The sequence below is a fragment of the Bacteroidia bacterium genome (assembly GCA_020852255.1).
Taxonomy (GTDB): domain Bacteria; phylum Bacteroidota; class Bacteroidia; order JADZBD01; family JADZBD01; genus JADZBD01.
This window is the reverse complement of record JADZBD010000009.1, coordinates 203539-218876: the sequence shown is the minus strand read 5'-3', so window position 1 is coordinate 218876 and position 15338 is coordinate 203539. Positions and strand designations below refer to the sequence as shown.

At 48.7% G+C, this 15338-nt stretch carries 12 protein-coding genes; 3 read left to right on the top strand and 9 right to left on the bottom strand.

Annotated elements, in window-relative coordinates; all coding sequences use genetic code 11:
- Position 1: 1 nt before the first annotated feature.
- Entirely contained in the window at positions 2-355 is a 354-nt protein-coding gene (locus IT233_06725) for a hypothetical protein (GenBank protein ID MCC7302317.1), read from the top strand.
- Here the strand turns inward: IT233_06725 and mfd are convergent, their stop codons facing one another.
- The 3 genes from mfd to IT233_06710 all read right to left on the bottom strand — a co-directional run bounded on the left by mfd (position 356) and on the right by IT233_06710 (position 6526).
- Complete coding sequence (gene mfd, locus IT233_06720) at positions 356-3730, bottom strand: transcription-repair coupling factor (GenBank protein ID MCC7302316.1); 3375 nt, start codon at positions 3728-3730, stop codon at positions 356-358.
- A gap of 64 nt (positions 3731-3794) precedes the next feature.
- Entirely contained in the window at positions 3795-5225 is a 1431-nt protein-coding gene (locus tag IT233_06715) for an outer membrane protein transport protein (protein ID MCC7302315.1), read from the bottom strand.
- A 23-nt stretch (positions 5226-5248) separates the two neighbouring features.
- Positions 5249-6526, bottom strand: coding sequence for a hypothetical protein (locus tag IT233_06710; GenBank protein MCC7302314.1), 1278 nt, complete (start codon positions 6524-6526; stop codon positions 5249-5251).
- A gap of 108 nt (positions 6527-6634) precedes the next feature.
- Between IT233_06710 and IT233_06705 the strand changes: the two genes are divergently transcribed.
- Positions 6635-8104 (top strand): proline--tRNA ligase, encoded by a 1470-nt coding sequence (locus tag IT233_06705; GenBank protein MCC7302313.1) that lies wholly within the window; start codon positions 6635-6637, stop codon positions 8102-8104.
- Between the two features lies 1 nt (position 8105).
- Positions 8106-8795, top strand: a complete 690-nt coding sequence (locus tag IT233_06700; GenBank protein ID MCC7302312.1) for a hypothetical protein — start codon at positions 8106-8108, stop codon at positions 8793-8795.
- Positions 8796-9135: 340 nt separating this feature from the next.
- Here IT233_06700 and IT233_06695 read toward each other — a convergent pair whose 3' ends face one another.
- The 6 genes from IT233_06695 to IT233_06670 form a co-directional block, all read right to left on the bottom strand.
- Positions 9136-9642: an OmpH family outer membrane protein gene (locus IT233_06695; protein ID MCC7302311.1), complete on the bottom strand. Its 507-nt coding sequence runs from the start codon at positions 9640-9642 to the stop codon at positions 9136-9138.
- Between the two features lie 39 nt (positions 9643-9681).
- Positions 9682-10182: an OmpH family outer membrane protein gene (locus tag IT233_06690; protein MCC7302310.1), complete on the bottom strand. Its 501-nt coding sequence runs from the start codon at positions 10180-10182 to the stop codon at positions 9682-9684.
- A 60-nt stretch (positions 10183-10242) separates the two neighbouring features.
- Positions 10243-12792: a BamA/TamA family outer membrane protein gene (locus tag IT233_06685; GenBank protein MCC7302309.1), complete on the bottom strand. Its 2550-nt coding sequence runs from the start codon at positions 12790-12792 to the stop codon at positions 10243-10245.
- Between the two features lies 1 nt (position 12793).
- Entirely contained in the window at positions 12794-13537 is a 744-nt protein-coding gene (locus IT233_06680) for an isoprenyl transferase (protein MCC7302308.1), read from the bottom strand.
- A 17-nt stretch (positions 13538-13554) separates the two neighbouring features.
- A complete protein-coding gene (locus tag IT233_06675) occupies positions 13555-14391 on the bottom strand; it encodes a hypothetical protein (protein ID MCC7302307.1) in 837 nt (278 codons plus the stop codon).
- A 71-nt stretch (positions 14392-14462) separates the two neighbouring features.
- Entirely contained in the window at positions 14463-15338 is an 876-nt protein-coding gene (locus IT233_06670; protein ID MCC7302306.1) for an NAD kinase, read from the bottom strand.

Here is a 15338-nt window from a genome sequence, read left to right as displayed (position 1 = left end):
TATGAAAACTATTATCCGCCGCCCAGTGATCCTTTCGATACTGTGTATCGTGGGATACATCTGGGTGGTGCTGACCATTCCGGCACTTTTTTCTCCGGATACGAAACGGCTCGGGGAATGGTATCCTGCGCTCTTTGGTGCGGTGGTAGCCTTTCAGTTCATTGCATTCATCGGCATCTGGCACATGAAACGCTGGGGGGTGGAGTTGTTCCTTGTTAATTTCTTTTTCAAAACCATTCTGCATTTTCTCACCGGCATGGCGGGTGACGGCGGAGTAATGGCCGGCATAGTACTCACTGTATTTTTTACGCTGCCGCTGCTGAAATTCTACCCTCGAATGGATCGTAACCTGTGACTATCTTCCCAGCTGCTCCATCGCAGTGATGGCCTCCTCCACGTTGCGTATGGGATCAAAGATCAGCATGAGCTTTCCCTGCCCTTCTTTCATCCGTACTCCTTTCGGATGAATTTTCATATGTTCGAGTATCTTCCGGAATGTTTCGGAAGAATAAAACGGAGATTCCTGTTTGCTGATGAAGTAGCCGGTCATCCGCTTGTTTTTCAGAAACAGCTTTTCAAATCCCGACTCCTGTGCGAGTCTCCGCAGCTTCACCGCGCGGATGAGCTCCGCTGTTTGAACGGGTAGTGTACCGAAACGGTCCTTGAGTCCACGGCTGAAATGCTCCAGCTCTTCGTCGGTTTTACAGTTGTCCAGTTCTTTATACAGGTAAATCCTTTCACTGATGTGATCTACATATGCATCCGGAATCAACAGCTCCAGATCTGTATCCAGCTGACAGTCTTTCACGAAAGAAACCGGAGCAGATGACGGTAATGGCGCAGCGGCGGAAGTACCTTCAGATTTTAATTCTTCCATGGCCTCCTCCAGAATCTTCATGTACGTTTCATATCCGATATCCGTGATGAAACCGCTTTGTTCTGCTCCCAGCAGGTCTCCTGCACCACGGATATCCAGATCACGCATGGCAATGTTAAAACCGCTGCCGAGATCCGAGAATTGTTCGATTGCTTTCAGTCGCTTCCGGGCTTCGTCGGTTAGCGTGGAGAAGGGCGGAGTAAGCAGGTAGCAAAAGGCTTTTTTGTTGCTGCGTCCCACCCGGCCCCGCATCTGGTGTAAATCGCTCAGCCCGAACAGGTGGGCATCATTGATAATGATGGTGTTCGCGTTAGGAATATCCAGCCCGCTCTCAATAATTGTTGTACTGAGAAGCACATCGTATTGCCCTTCTATGAAATTTACCATCACTTCTTCCAGTTCTTTGCCGTCCATCTGTCCGTGCCCAATGGCGATTTTAAGGGAGGGAAGAAGTTTATGAAGCATGCCCGCCAGCTCCCTGAGATTTCCCACTCTGTTGTGAACAAAGAAGACCTGTCCGCCTCGTTCCACCTCGTAACGGATGGCATCGCGGATAATTTCTTCGTTATAAAGCTGGACCTCGGTTTGGATGGGATACCGGTTGGGAGGGGGAGTGTGAATGATGCTGAGGTCGCGGGCACCCAGCATAGAGAACTGCAAGGTGCGCGGAATGGGAGTGGCTGTGAGTGTGAGCGTATCCACATTGTGACGCAACGTTTTGAGTTTATCCTTTGCGGCTACGCCGAATTTCTGCTCTTCATCAATCACCAGTAATCCCAGGTCTTTAAATTTTACTTCCTTTCCGATCAGTTTATGTGTTCCGATGAGAATATCCGTTTTCTTTTCAGCAAGGTCGCGGAGTACCTGTTTCTGTTCTCCTGCACTGCGGAAGCGGCTTAGGTAATCTACCTTTACAGGAAAAGCGGCCAGCCTTTCGCTGAACGTTTTGAAATGCTGAAGGGCCAGAATGGTGGTGGGAACAAGAATGGCCACCTGCTTTCCGTCGTTCACCGCCTTGAAGGCGGCCCGCACGGCTATCTCTGTTTTACCGAATCCTACGTCACCGCATACCAGCCGGTCCATAGGCCATTCTGCTTCCATGTCCTTCTTTACATCCCGGGTGGCCTTGTACTGGTCAGGCGTGTCTTCATAGATGAAAGAGGCCTCCAGTTCATTTTGCAGGTAATTGTCAGGGGCGAAAGCAAAGCCTTTTTCCGCTTTACGCCGTGCATAGAGTTTGATTAGGTCGAAGGCAATCTCTTTTACTTTTTTCTTCGTTTTATTCTTGAGGTTGCTCCACGCCTGAGATCCCAGTTTATCGAGCCGGGGAACCGCTCCGTCTTTACCTGCATATTTGGAAATGCGATGCAGGGCATGGATGCTGATGTTGAGCACATCATGATCCTTGTATACAATGCGTATGGTTTCCTGCTCTTTCCCGTTTACCATCACTTTTTCCAGACCGCCGAACCGGCCAATGCCGTGATCAATGTGCACAATGTAGTCGCCCGGGTTAAGTCCCTTCAGTTCTTTCAGCGTAAGGGCTTCATTTTTTTTATAGGAGTTGTTCCGGATGCGGAAGCGGTGGTAACGATCGAATAGCTGGTGATCAGTATAGACTGCTCTGCGGAGATCTTCATCAATAAATCCTTCGTGAACTGAAAGCAACACCGGTGTAAAAAGATGGGAGGAGAGCTGGCCGAGCTGATCTTTCCCGGGTGCGCTTATTTTTTTCTTTTTGGCCAGGAGATCATCGAAAATGGCGTAAAGCCGTTCTACCTGGCGGGCTGCATCCGCGCAGATGATATTCTGAAAACCTCCGCGGAGATTTTTTTCCAGATTCTCCTGGAGCAAATCGAAGTTTTTTGCGAACGATGGCTGGGGCCGCTGAACGAAGGAAATAGTATGAGTCGGTTTTTCGCCCGTTATCCCTGTCCGGAATCCGGCAAGGGCTTCCCATTCTTTGCGGATGGTGTCCGGATCGCAGTACAGATCTTCCGGCTTGAATTTCTTCAGCAGAGGTCCTGCTTCGGGATAACATGCCATCGCCTGCTCGAATTGCTTCTTGATCAGGTCCAGGCAAAGTGTTTGGTCTTTAACATAGAAAAGGGCGCCGGTGCCAAGAAATTCGCGGAACGATTGCCGTGTCTCCCGGCCTTCAACGGCGGAAATATTCGGAATAATGGACGCTTCCTGCAGCTCTTTCCGGCTGAGCTGATCTACCGGATCAAAATATCGGAGCGATTCTGCTTCATCGCCGAAGAATTCTACCCGGAGCGGTAGATCTGAGCTGAAGGACCAGATGTCGGTGATGCCTCCCCGCAGGGAGTAGGTGCCCGGTTCTGTGACATAATCCACCCGCTGAAAGCCGTATTCATTCAGCGCCTGTGATACAAATTCTACACTAAGCTTTTCTCCTTTCTTAATCGTAAGTGTGTTTCTGGAAAGTTCCTGCCGGCGAATCACCTTTTCTGCGAGGCCTTCCGGAGTGGTTACCACCAGAACGGGCTGCGCTGAATGGCTGATCTTTTCGAGTACTTCTGCGCGGTGGATTACGTTGGCATTCGCAGTTTCTTCAATTTCGTAGGGCTTCCGGAATGAAGGTGGAAACCAGAAAACCGTGCTTCCAAGGTTCGCAAGATCATTCATAAAATAAGCGGCTTCTTCTCGGTCGGGAATCACCACTATCAGGGTTCTCCGGAGGTGGGGAAAAAGACTGTGCACCAGAAAGGCAGGGGAGGAGCCGGTAAGTCCTTTTAGCCCGATTTTGAAAAAAGAATCCCCTGCTGCCTTAAGGATTTCGGCAGTTTTCGGATGGGATCCGAACAATTCCTTCACCGCGGAAAGGTCCATCAGCACATGGCAAAAATACAAAACCCCGGCATACTGCCGGGGTCTAAATGGAATGAACCTGCATTCAGAATTTGAACCCGATCGTTAGCAGGTAATTGCTGCTCCGGGAAGTGTTGGTTACGGGCTTTACCAGCTTCGGATCATAGAAATAATAATCCTCACTCATCTCACTCAGCACGTAGGCAAAATCAAGGAAGGTGTTCTTTTCGCGGATACCGAATCCAAAAGAATAGGAGGTGCGTACCCCGTCATTTACGCCTTCGCGGTAAGGACTTTCGCTCATAATGTATCCTGCACGCAGGCTCAGGGGAGCCAGCTTGAATTCTGCACCAACCCGTAGCTGTCCGGCTTCTTTGTACTTATTGCTGATGGCATTGTTCGCAGCGGTGAATTCGTAACCCGGAGCCGACAAACGGGCAGTGGAATAATCGGCATATTCGTAATCTACATTCAGCGCGGCAAATTTCTTAATAACTATTCCCACACTCGCCACCATACGCGCCGGGGTTACAAGATGGTAGTCGAAAGCACCCTGCGGCGATTCGGAATTGAATGAACCGGTGGTGAACTGTGAGGTTATTTCTGTGGTATAATCATCCGACAGCTCTATCAGGCTGGGTGTATGAAAGGAGCCGCCAATGCGGAGAAAATCGGTGGGTTTGAAAATCAGTCCCAGCTTGAAGTTAAAACCCTGTCCTTCGCTGTGCAGGTACTGCGAAACGGTGTACGATTTCAGGTTAAAGGTGGTGTCGTTGGTAACCGACTCGGTGAACTCTGAGTGTTCAGTATAGCTTACGAACGGGAGATTCAGAGAAGCACCGATATACAGCTTATTAGCGTAATTACCCGCCAGGGCGAAGGTCATCTCGCCCTGATGGCCACGGGTGGTTATCTGTTTGGTCTGTTTCTGACCATAGGTGGGAATCACAGAGTAATAATTTCCGGCATTGAGCGTATCCAGCAACCAGGTGTTCCAGGCGAGCTGTGCCCCGAAAGGATCAAGGGTATTGGCATCGGAAAAGCCCTGCGCGGAATTCAGGTATACATCCAGCAGCGAAGAAGAGTCAGAAACCCCGCTCATCGTCATCCGGCTGTGAAAGTTGTTAAGACGGGTATAACCGAAAGCAAATCCTACCCCCTTCCATTCTTGTTCGTCGCCTGATTCGGCATGGGCAAACACAATCCCGAAATTGGAAAAGTTAAAATTGCTTTTGAAATCCGATGACTCCGTGGAATTATAAGTGCTGGTGGTGGTATTGGAGAAGAAAGAAGGAGTAAATGTCAGTTCCGGCTTTCTGTAAATGCCTAAACCGGCAGGGTTTACTACCACGGCGGAAAAGTCACCGCCTAAACCGCCAAAAGAACTTCCCATCCCGGCAAACCGGGCCGTTCCGCCCATGTAGTTGAGTTGAGAATAGCGCAGCGCGTCTATTTCGTTCTGTGCCACCATCGCGCAGGGAAGGGAGGCAATGAATATTGCGAGAATTTTTTTCATGGCTTTTGTGTCAGGATGAGTAATTATCTTCTTCCGCCTTTGGAACTACCGCCGGAGGAACGCCCGCCACCGGAATTTCCGCCGCCTTTGGAATGTCCGCCGCCGGAGCTGCCGCCATTATAAGAATGACCTCCGCCGTTGCCCTTGCTCTTGGGAGCAGAGTTTCCTCCACCGTTATTCTTTGGAGCTGAATTCTTCGGCGGATCATATGATTTCGGGGGATTACTCTTGGGAGAGTCATTGCCCTTGGGAGGCCCGTAACTCTTGGGTGGCTGGTTGGGCTGCGGCGCATTGTTCTTCGGCGGATCGTAACTCTTCGGCGGGTTGGTGGTTGGCTGTTCACCCGTAGGAGCCGGAGAGGTATTCGCCGGAGGATTGTACGATTTTGGAGGAGGATTGTTCACTCCTTTATCTTTCGGAGCAGGCAGATTGTTGCCGTTGGGATTGTAACTCGGATCCGAAGGAACATTTCCGTTATGATTTAACGACTGAGCTTTCGGCTTTGTGGTGGTATTGTCGGGCGTGGTCGGATTCTTGCCCACCGTGGTCTTGGGGGAAGGATTAACCTGATCGCTTACACCGTCGCCTTTGGTGTGACCATTGTTGTTTGGTCCGCCCTGATTCACGGCATATTGGTACTTCTGTCCCAAAGAAGCGTAGGGCGATCCGTTGGAAGATGGCGTGTTTCTTGGCCCATAATAGAAGTTCCCGTCATCCTGGCTGTTATAATAGTTCCCGTTATAATATCCGTCCCAGTAGCCATCCCAGTAACCATTATTGTAACCGTTCCAGTAGCCTCCACCCCAATAACCACAATGGTGATGATGATGATACCATGGGTCGTACCATCCCCAGTAATAGGACGGATAATAAGAATAGTAATAGTAGGACGGCCCCCACCAGGGATAACCCAGGTAGATACTCATGCCCCAGTGATAGGGATTGCTACTGTACCAGTATGAATTCGTGTAATACGAATCGTAATAAGCATAACCATAATATGGGTCATAATACCGGCGGAAATGGCTGGAATAATAATAATCGTACTGATCGTCTTCGTAATAGTAATCAGTTTTCTCCCCGTTATTATTTTCCGGATCTACCACCTTCTGTTCCGGCTGAGGAGCAGGTGCGTCTCCATCAGGAGGCGGAGGAGGTGTTTCCGGTGCCGGTGGCGGAGGTACGGGATCCTTTGTGGAATAGTAAATGTCGTCGGAAGCAGAGGAGGTGCCAAACTTGCCGGAGGTGCAGGAGGTGCCCATGATGGCCGCCACTGCAATGAAATAAAATACTTTTTTCATGACCTGGTTTTAGGTTGAGTCAGAAAGAACTTTTATTGATAACTTCGTTGGACTCCGGGCAGTGGATTCCGGAAATAAAGGTACAAATACCATACCAAAGAGAAAAGTATGAGCAAGGAAGTAACAAGCAGGGAGTCAGACTATTCCGCATGGTATAACGATTTAGTGGTTAAGGCGGATCTGGCAGAACATAGTGCGGTAAGGGGCTGCATGGTGATCAAACCCTATGGTTATGCCATCTGGGAACGCATGCAGGCGGAACTGGATAAAATGTTCAAGGCCACAGGCCATGTGAATGCCTATTTCCCGCTTTTTATCCCCAAATCCTTTTTCTCTAAGGAGGCGTCGCATGTGGAGGGATTCGCCAAAGAGTGTGCAGTAGTGACGCATTATCGCTTAAAGAACGAGAATGGGGAAATTGTAGTGGATAAAGATGCAAAGCTGGAGGAGGAACTGATTGTACGGCCTACCTCTGAAACCATTATATGGAATACCTACCGCGGCTGGATCCAAAGTTACAGGGATCTCCCGATACTGGTAAACCAATGGGCTAACGTGGTTCGCTGGGAAATGAGAACGCGCTTGTTTCTTCGGACGGCCGAGTTCCTGTGGCAGGAGGGGCATACGGCGCATGCTACACAGGAGGAAGCGATCGTTGAGACCGAACGAATGCTCGATGTGTATGCGGATTTTGCTGAGAACTTTATGGCCATGCCGGTGATTAAGGGATTGAAAACTCCCAACGAGCGTTTTGCCGGCGCCCTTGAAACCTATTGCATTGAGGCATTGATGCAGGACGGAAAGGCTTTGCAGGCAGGAACTTCTCATTTTCTGGGACAGAATTTTGCGAAGGCCTTTGATGTGAAGTTTACAAGCAAAGAAGGAAAACTTGATTTCGTCTGGTCCACCTCCTGGGGCGTGAGCACCCGGCTAATGGGAGCCCTGATTATGGCGCATTCGGACGACCAGGGCCTGGTACTTCCTCCCAAACTGGCCCCGCACCAGGTGGTGATTGTGCCGATTTATAAAACGGAGGAGGATTTGGGAAAGATCAGCGCAAGGGTGAAAGAGATCAAAGCATCATTGGAAGCCAGGGGCCTTCGTGTGATTTATGACGACCGCGACACGCAGCGCCCCGGCTGGAAATTCGCTCAGTACGAATTGAAAGGCGTACCGATTCGCCTGGCCATGGGCATGCGCGACCTGGAGAATCAAAAAATTGAACTGGCGCGCAGAGATACGAAGGAGAAACAGGTGGTAGATCAGGCCGGGTTGGATGACCGTATAGTGCAATTGCTTGAGGAGATACAGCACGGCATTTTTAACAAAGCAAAAGTTTACAGAGATTCTCACCTCAGCAGTGCCGATACCTGGGATGAGTTTGTAAAGCTCCTGGAAGAAAAGGGCGGATTTGTGAGTGCGCACTGGGATGGTACACCGGAAACGGCGGACCAGATCAAGGACAAAACCAAGGCAACAATCCGCTGCATACCACTGGAAGCAAAGCCGGAGAACGGGAAGTGTATTCTTACAGGCAAACCCAGCGGAAAACGGGTGCTGTTCGCAAAAGCGTATTGAAATGACCAAAAAATCCCATTCTGACCGCATCCTCAAACTCCTGGAAGAGAAGGCTTCGCTGAAGCAAACGATTTATCACAACACCATTGAGGTTTTTGATCATTTCAAAATGGCAATCAAAGCCATGGCGGAAGAGTACTCAAAAATCATGGTTCTGAAAGATGAGCGTGTAATAGTAGAGTACAAAGACCGTGGTGCGCATCATTGTGAGATGAGGGTGGGAGGTGATTTGCTCATTTTTATCATGCATACCAATGTATTCGAATTCGACAGAAGCCATCCCATATGGAAATCGTCCTATATCAAGAAGGATGAGAACCGCAGTTTCTGCGGAATGATCATGGTGTATAATTTTCTCAGCGATTCATTCAAGTACAACCGCTCAAACGACGTTGGATACCTCATCGGACGGGTATTCATTAATAAGGACAAGCATTATTTTGTAGACGGTAAGAAGCAATTGGGATTCATGCACAACGAATTTTTCTCCGCCCCCATCGCGGATGCGGAAATCCGTTCCATCATTGAGAGTGCCGTTCTCTACTGCCTGGAGTTCGATCTGTATACGCCCCCCTTTGAGACCTTCCGCGAAATTACGGTGAATGAAATGCTGGAAGCTTCCAATATGATGCAAATCAAAACGGGGAAAAGGCTGGGGTTTAAATTCCAGAGCGAAGACCTGGGCGAGTAGTGTTTTTGCCAGTCTCCTGGTGGGTGAAACACTACCACTTAACGCATCGGGGCCGCGACTTTTTCTTCAGCTTCCCTGCTTTTTTTGAGCGATCAAAATTGCCTTCGTTTATTGTCTTCAGCTGCCGTTTACTCATACCGCAGGACCTGCGCAGGGAACAGGCTGGAAAAGTGACAGCCAGGCAGAGAAGAAGCAGGAGTGTAAGACGAACCATTTGGCGTAAATGAGTACAGGTGTACGCAGCACGCCGGAAAAGGTTGCTAAAAAAATACGGGTATATAAAAAGAACGGGCGCGCAGACTTTGTCCGGCGCCCGTAAATAGTATCGGCTACGTTGGCTTTACTTGATCCCCAGCTTTTTCTTCACAAGAGGCATCAGGTCATCCGAAGGCTGAGAGTAAAGAATATTCCCGACCGTACTGTCGAGAACGAGAGTGTATTTGTTTTCCTTTGCCACATCATCAATCGCTTTCCGGGCCGCTTTTTCCAGCGGCGTAAGCAATTCCGCATTCTTCTTGGCCATCTCGTTCTGGGCATTCTGCGGAAAGTCGCGCAGGGTCTGCTCCAGCTGAATGATATCCTTCTTTTTCATTTCCTTGATGAAGTCGGTCCAGTTTTTCTCCTGTTCGGTATACTCCTTCACCTTCTTGTCGTAGTCGGCGTACATCGACTGGTATTCAATGTCGAGTTTTTTGCCGTATTCCTCCGAAACTTTCTTTACCGAATCGTATTTCGGCATAAGACGGATAAGGGAATCAAGATCAATATGACCTACTCTGGACTGAGCCACCAGTGACCCGGCGCTCAGAAAGAGTGCCAGTAAAGTCAGACGAAAAAGATTATTCATAGTGTTGATTTTGAAAATAATGGGGGCAAATATAGTCTTTTATTTGGTGTCACCCGCTTTCACCATTTCGATTACTGCATCACTCCGGTCGTATTTGGGATTAGAGTATACAATATTCATGTCTGCAGCTTTGTTGAACATGATCATGATCTGTTCTTTTTCACATAGCTTTTTAATCGCATTGTACACTTTGTCCTGGATAGGCTTGACCATTTCCTGACGCTTTTTGAAAAGGTCACCGTCTACACCGAAACGCTGTTTCTGGAGGTCCTTTATTTCCTTCTCCTTCTGCATGATCTCGTTCATGCGCTTTTTCTTCATTTCCTCCGTAAGAAGCACTTCCTCCTCCTTAAACGCCTTAAACATTTTATCTACCTCGGCTATTTTCGACTCAATCTCCTTTTGCCAGGTTACGGAAATCTTGTCCAGTTCCGATTGGGCGTTGTTATACTCAGGCAGCTTACTCAGGATGTAATCAATGTCTACGTAGGCTGTTTTTTGGGCAATAAGGGGGGTGAAAGCAGTGACGGCCATTACCATCAAAAGGGGGAACAAGTGTTTGATTTTCATTGTATTGTGTTTTTTCAGATGTATTTATATCTATAGTTCTCCAAGATTCATACCAATTGTGAAGTGGAGTTGCCCCCGTTGCATAAAAGGGGAGCGGTCGATATCATCAAAACGCCAGCCGTAATCGAGTCCCAGCAGCCCGAACATGGGAAGAAATACCCTTACCCCAATGCCGGCGGATCTTTTCACACTGAAGGGATTGAACTCACGGAAAGTAGCCCATGAATTACCCCCTTCGGCAAACCCAAGTCCGTAGACCATGGCGGAGGGATTAAGAGAAATGGGATAGCGGAGTTCCAGCGTATACTTAACGATAGAGGCGGCGCCGGTTGGAGGAGAAACGCTCTGGTCATCGTACCCGCGCAGTGCAATGATTTCCCGCCCGTCCAGTGAAAATCCGGTCAAACCGCTTCCGCCCAGATAAAAGCGCTCGAAGGGCGAGAGGCCGTAATTCTTGTCGAAATATCCCAGCAATCCGAATCCGATCCGTGTGTTGAGAACCAGGGCGTTCTTACGTTCCCTTCCAAGGAGTTTGGTGAAGAAACTGGAAGTGAATTTGAATTTGTAGTACTCCAGGAATTTGTATTTCTCCTGGTCAGTGATGTCTGTCAGATCCAGCTTGCCGATCACACTTCGCAGATAGGGCGTGAACTGGGTGGTTAACGAAATATTAGATCCGCTGGTGGGATAGTCATAGGCAGGGAAATCCATACTGTTTCTGCTGAGCACAATCCGCACGCTGGGATCCTGGGAATAACCGTCATTGAAGGAGAAAAATGCGCGGTAATTATTCAGGTTATAATACTTGTAACTCCCTTCCAGATAGATCTGGAAAAAATCGTCGGGCCATGCCAGTCGCTTTCCCAGCCCAACGCTTACGCCGGTAATCGTAAGTGCCTGACGAAGCGGATTGAGAACATCCGGATTTCGCGAGGAATATTTCTTTTGCCCGTTTGTCTGCACAGAATGATAAACAGTCACGCTGAGTGAATTCGGTTTTTTACCTCCCAGCCAGGGTTCGGTAAAGCTGAGATTATAGCTTTGATAACCCACGCCATACGACTGTGCGCGGATGCTGAGCCGCTGCCCATCGCCCGCAGGAACGGGGGTCCAGGCTCCCTTTTTGAAAAGACTTCTTCCGGAAAAATTATTAAAGGAAACCCCCAGGGTTCCAACCACCCGTCCGGCCCCGAATCCTCCGCTGAGCTCCAGCTGATCATTCGGTTTCTCTTCCACAATATATTCTATGTCTACTGTTCCGTCTGCAGGATTAGGTTTCGGGTTCACCTGCATTTTTTCCGCATCGAAATATCCCAGGGCGGCCAGTTCGCGTTGGGTCCTGATGATGTCGCTTCTGCGAAAAAGCTGACCGGGGCGGGTGCGCACTTCCCTCATCACCACCTTGTCATTTGTTTTCGTGTTCCCGGATATTGTAACCTGATCAATGATGGCCTGCTTTCCTTCATATACCCGCAGTTCAATGTCAATGCTGTCGCCTTCTACCAGTATCTCTACGGGTGTGATCTGGAAAAAGAGATACCCGTCGTCCATGTACAGCGATGAAATATCTGTACTGCTGGCATTCATGAACAGGCGTGATTCCAGCAGCCCCTGATTGTATACATCGCCCTTTTTAATGTTCAGCACACGCTGCAGGTCCTTGGTGCTGTATTTTGAATTTCCCACCCAGCTGATATTACGGAAATAGTACTTCTTTCCTTCGTCTATCGAAATTTCAAGCAGGATACGCTTCGGGGATATGCGGTACATGGTATCCTTTACAATCTTGGCGTCGCGCATTCCTTTGTCTTTATACTCGAGAAGCAATGCGTCCAGATCCTTTTCATACTCGCCTTCATAGAATTTTGCGGAATTAAAACTGTACCAGCGTCGGCGCTTGGTCTCTTTCATTTTTCTCCGCAGCTTTCCGGCCTTTACTTGTGTGTTCCCGTGAAAAACAATGTCTTTAATCCGGATCTTCGGTCCGCGTTCATGATGGATGATAAGAATAACATGGTTGGGTTTGGAAGTGTCCGGCTGTTGTTCAATCCGCACCTTGGCGTCAAGATATCCCTTTTCAATCAGGAAATCTTTCACGATTTGTTCTGAGGTTTTGATCAGCTCATCCGTAATCATCATGCCGTGCTGCATATGCATCATCTCACTCAGATCTTCGGCCTCCGACTTGGAAATGTCTTTCCGGTTGGCATATTTGTAGAAATTGAGACGGCTTCTTTCCACCACGCTGATATTCAAAAATATCTTGTCACCGCTCACACGCGTGGCATGAATGTGCACGTCACGGAACAAACCGGTTTTCCAGAGGTTCTTGATCGCAGCTCCTACATCGTCTCCGGGGATTCTGATTCTGTCTCCCTTCACCAGTCCGGATAGGGCAATGAGCAGGTTTTTATCAAAGGCATCCGGAGCCTGAACGGTAATGTCCGCAATGATATATTCTTTGGGATTGGTGTAATCTATTTTCAGGGTGTCGCTTCCCCCGCCAATGATCAGGGGTTGTTGCGCCTGAACGCCAGGCAGAATAAAGATTCCAAATACGATCAACAGGACTATTCTCATCTCAAGGGGTCAATTGTTCACTGATCTTTCCAAATCGCCGCTCTCTTCCCTGGTAGTCCAAAATGGCTTTATAGAGATCTTCTTTTCTGAAGTCTGGCCACAGCGTTTCTGTAAAATATAATTCGGCATATGCAATCTGCCAGAGCAGGTAATTACTGATCCGGCTTTCTCCGCTGGTGCGGATAAGCAACTCAGGATCCGGTATTCCGTGTGTATTGAGCTCGTTCTCGAAGTCCGCTTCCGTAATTTTTCCGGGAGTGAGTACCCCGCTCTTCACCTTTTCTGCGATCTTGTTCACCGCATGAATGATCTCCCACCGTGAACTGTAACTCAGCGCCAGGGTCAGCATCATGCGGTCGTTCGTTGCGGTTTCGGCCATTGCCTGCTGCAGTTCTTTGTAACAATCTCCGGGTAACGCCGAGAGATTTCCAATCGCATTCAGACGAATCTTGTTTTTATTCAGCGTGGGTGTCTCCTGGTGAATGGTATGAACCAGTAAGGACATCAGTGCGGTTACCTCTTCCGACGGACGATTCCAGTTCTCGGTTGAAAAGGCATACAGCGTCAGGTATTTCACGCCTAACTCAGCGGCGGCTTCTGCTGTTTCCCGTACGGATTCAACGCCGTTCTGATGACCAAATACTCTCTCCTGACCCTGCATACGTGCCCACCGGCCGTTGCCGTCCATGATCACCGCAATGTGTACAGGTAATTTACTCGTGTTTATCTTTTCCTTCGATGACATCCGATATGCCTTCCGGGTTACCGGTAGCTGCTGCAGGTGGTTACTTTATTCTTGAGTTTGAAGGAGAGGGTGATGAGAGCGAATGAATACCAATCTTTATCGGTGGCATCCCCCCGCTGTTTTCCAACGTTTGAGATATTATCCGGAGTAAGACTCGTATCTGAAAAATAGGACGCAACAGGGCCATTTTCCACCGCCAGCACCGTGGGATCAACATACGTTTTGCTCACATCGTCAATGTAGTCTGTGAATGTTTTTCTCCAACCCCACTCCACCGTAATACCGATGCGGGAGGATATCCAGGCCTTCACTCCTAAACCAAAGGGAAGTGCGGGCTGAATCAGTGCATATTTTTTATCTCCGTTCAGGGAGCTACCCTGTCCTTCGGTACCCAGTGGCTGCAACGCCACCCAGTTATTTCCCAACTGTGCTTTCGGATTGAACCGGAAAAGTCCGATACCCCCGAAAACAAAGGGAGTGAAATAGGTCTTATGATTGCCGATCACATAATTCAGAAAATTAAATTCTATCTCCGCGGCCAGTTCTGTGACCGGTGATTTAAAGTGTGCGTTTCGCTGAACAGAAGACGGCACGCCGGTTCGTGAGTCGTCTCCCTGCAGTGTGCCAAACACCAGATTGCCCTTGAACGAAAAGCGCGGATTGATGTTATACCTGTAGATGAGTCCGGCGGCAGGCCTGGTCACATAACTAAAATGCCCCTTGCGGTTTAACTCTCCCAGATAATATCCGGCACCTAATCCCAGCCCGAATTCTGAACCACGGTAATTGATGTTCTGCGCTGCCGGCAAAAGGGGTAGCAATAAAGCGAGAAGTATGACTATCTTTTTGAGCATTAGTAAGTTACAAATTTAACCTTTTTAACTGAACGGAAAGGGAAGGGAAATATTGTCTTACGCCCTGGTTTTCAGCCTCTTTTATCAATACCCCATAAAAGCTTGTTCCGAAGGGAAGTGAAGAAATCCCTGCCGGGTAAACGAACCAGGTTCATTCGCCAGGCGGCTTTCCGGATGGTTAATTCATCCTGGTTGTTAAGTGAGGAGGAACGGGAATCAAGGGCCAGCATGTATTGCTTGTTACTTCCTTCTACTTTCAGCCTCAGTGTGCCGTGATCGGGAATAACAACCGGACGAACATTCAGGTTATGCGGCGCCATCGGGGTGAGCGTAAAAACATCTGCCCCCGGCGCAACAATAGGACCTCCGCAACTCAGCGAATAGGCCGTAGATCCGGTTTGCGTGGAAATAATCAGTCCGTCGCACCAGTACGTGTTGAGCAATACATCGTCAAGGTACGCGTGAATCGTAACCATGGAGGAAGTATCGTTTTTCATAATGGTAATTTCATTCAATGCATAGGGCAGATCACTGAATAAACCAGGGGTATCCAGAAACAGGACTTCCTTTTTTTCTATTTCGTATTTTTTCTCCCTCAGGGCGGCTATTACCAGAGCGGATTCTTCCTTGCCAATGCTGGAAAGAAAACCAAGTTTTCCGGTATTGATCCCAACCACCGGCAGGCCGGAGTCACGCACAAGGGATAAGGTTTCAAGCAGTGTGCCGTCGCCGCCCAGGCTGAAGAGGAAATCTGCTCTGTTACGAAGGTCGTCATGCGACAGAAATGTCTGAAGCTGATCAGGTAATCTCAACCGGTCCTTAATGAAATTCATGAAGGGCTCGTGTATCAGCACTTCAACTTTTTCTTTTCCCAGCAGATCAAATAATTCCTGAACCGGCGTGGTCCGGTTGTTATCAATCATTCGTCCGTAAACTGCAATTTTCAT

What these genes read in the sequence shown, in the direction of transcription:
- IT233_06725 (MCC7302317.1), top strand. Translation starts at nt 2, where the DNA reads ATGAAAACTATTATCCGCCGCCCAGTGATCCTTTCGATACTGTGTATC.
- mfd (MCC7302316.1), bottom strand. Translation starts at nt 3,730, where the DNA reads ATGGACCTTTCCGCGGTGAAGGAATTGTTCGGATCCCATCCGAAAACT.
- IT233_06715 (MCC7302315.1), bottom strand. Translation starts at nt 5,225, where the DNA reads ATGAAAAAAATTCTCGCAATATTCATTGCCTCCCTTCCCTGCGCGATG.
- IT233_06710 (MCC7302314.1), bottom strand. Translation starts at nt 6,526, where the DNA reads ATGAAAAAAGTATTTTATTTCATTGCAGTGGCGGCCATCATGGGCACC.
- IT233_06705 (MCC7302313.1), top strand. Translation starts at nt 6,635, where the DNA reads ATGAGCAAGGAAGTAACAAGCAGGGAGTCAGACTATTCCGCATGGTAT.
- IT233_06700 (MCC7302312.1), top strand. Translation starts at nt 8,106, where the DNA reads ATGACCAAAAAATCCCATTCTGACCGCATCCTCAAACTCCTGGAAGAG.
- IT233_06695 (MCC7302311.1), bottom strand. Translation starts at nt 9,642, where the DNA reads ATGAATAATCTTTTTCGTCTGACTTTACTGGCACTCTTTCTGAGCGCC.
- IT233_06690 (MCC7302310.1), bottom strand. Translation starts at nt 10,182, where the DNA reads ATGGTAATGGCCGTCACTGCTTTCACCCCCCTTATTGCCCAAAAAACA.
- IT233_06685 (MCC7302309.1), bottom strand. Translation starts at nt 12,792, where the DNA reads ATGAGAATAGTCCTGTTGATCGTATTTGGAATCTTTATTCTGCCTGGC.
- IT233_06680 (MCC7302308.1), bottom strand. Translation starts at nt 13,537, where the DNA reads ATGTCATCGAAGGAAAAGATAAACACGAGTAAATTACCTGTACACATT.
- IT233_06675 (MCC7302307.1), bottom strand. Translation starts at nt 14,391, where the DNA reads ATGCTCAAAAAGATAGTCATACTTCTCGCTTTATTGCTACCCCTTTTG.
- IT233_06670 (MCC7302306.1), bottom strand. Translation starts at nt 15,338, where the DNA reads ATGAAAATTGCAGTTTACGGACGAATGATTGATAACAACCGGACCACG.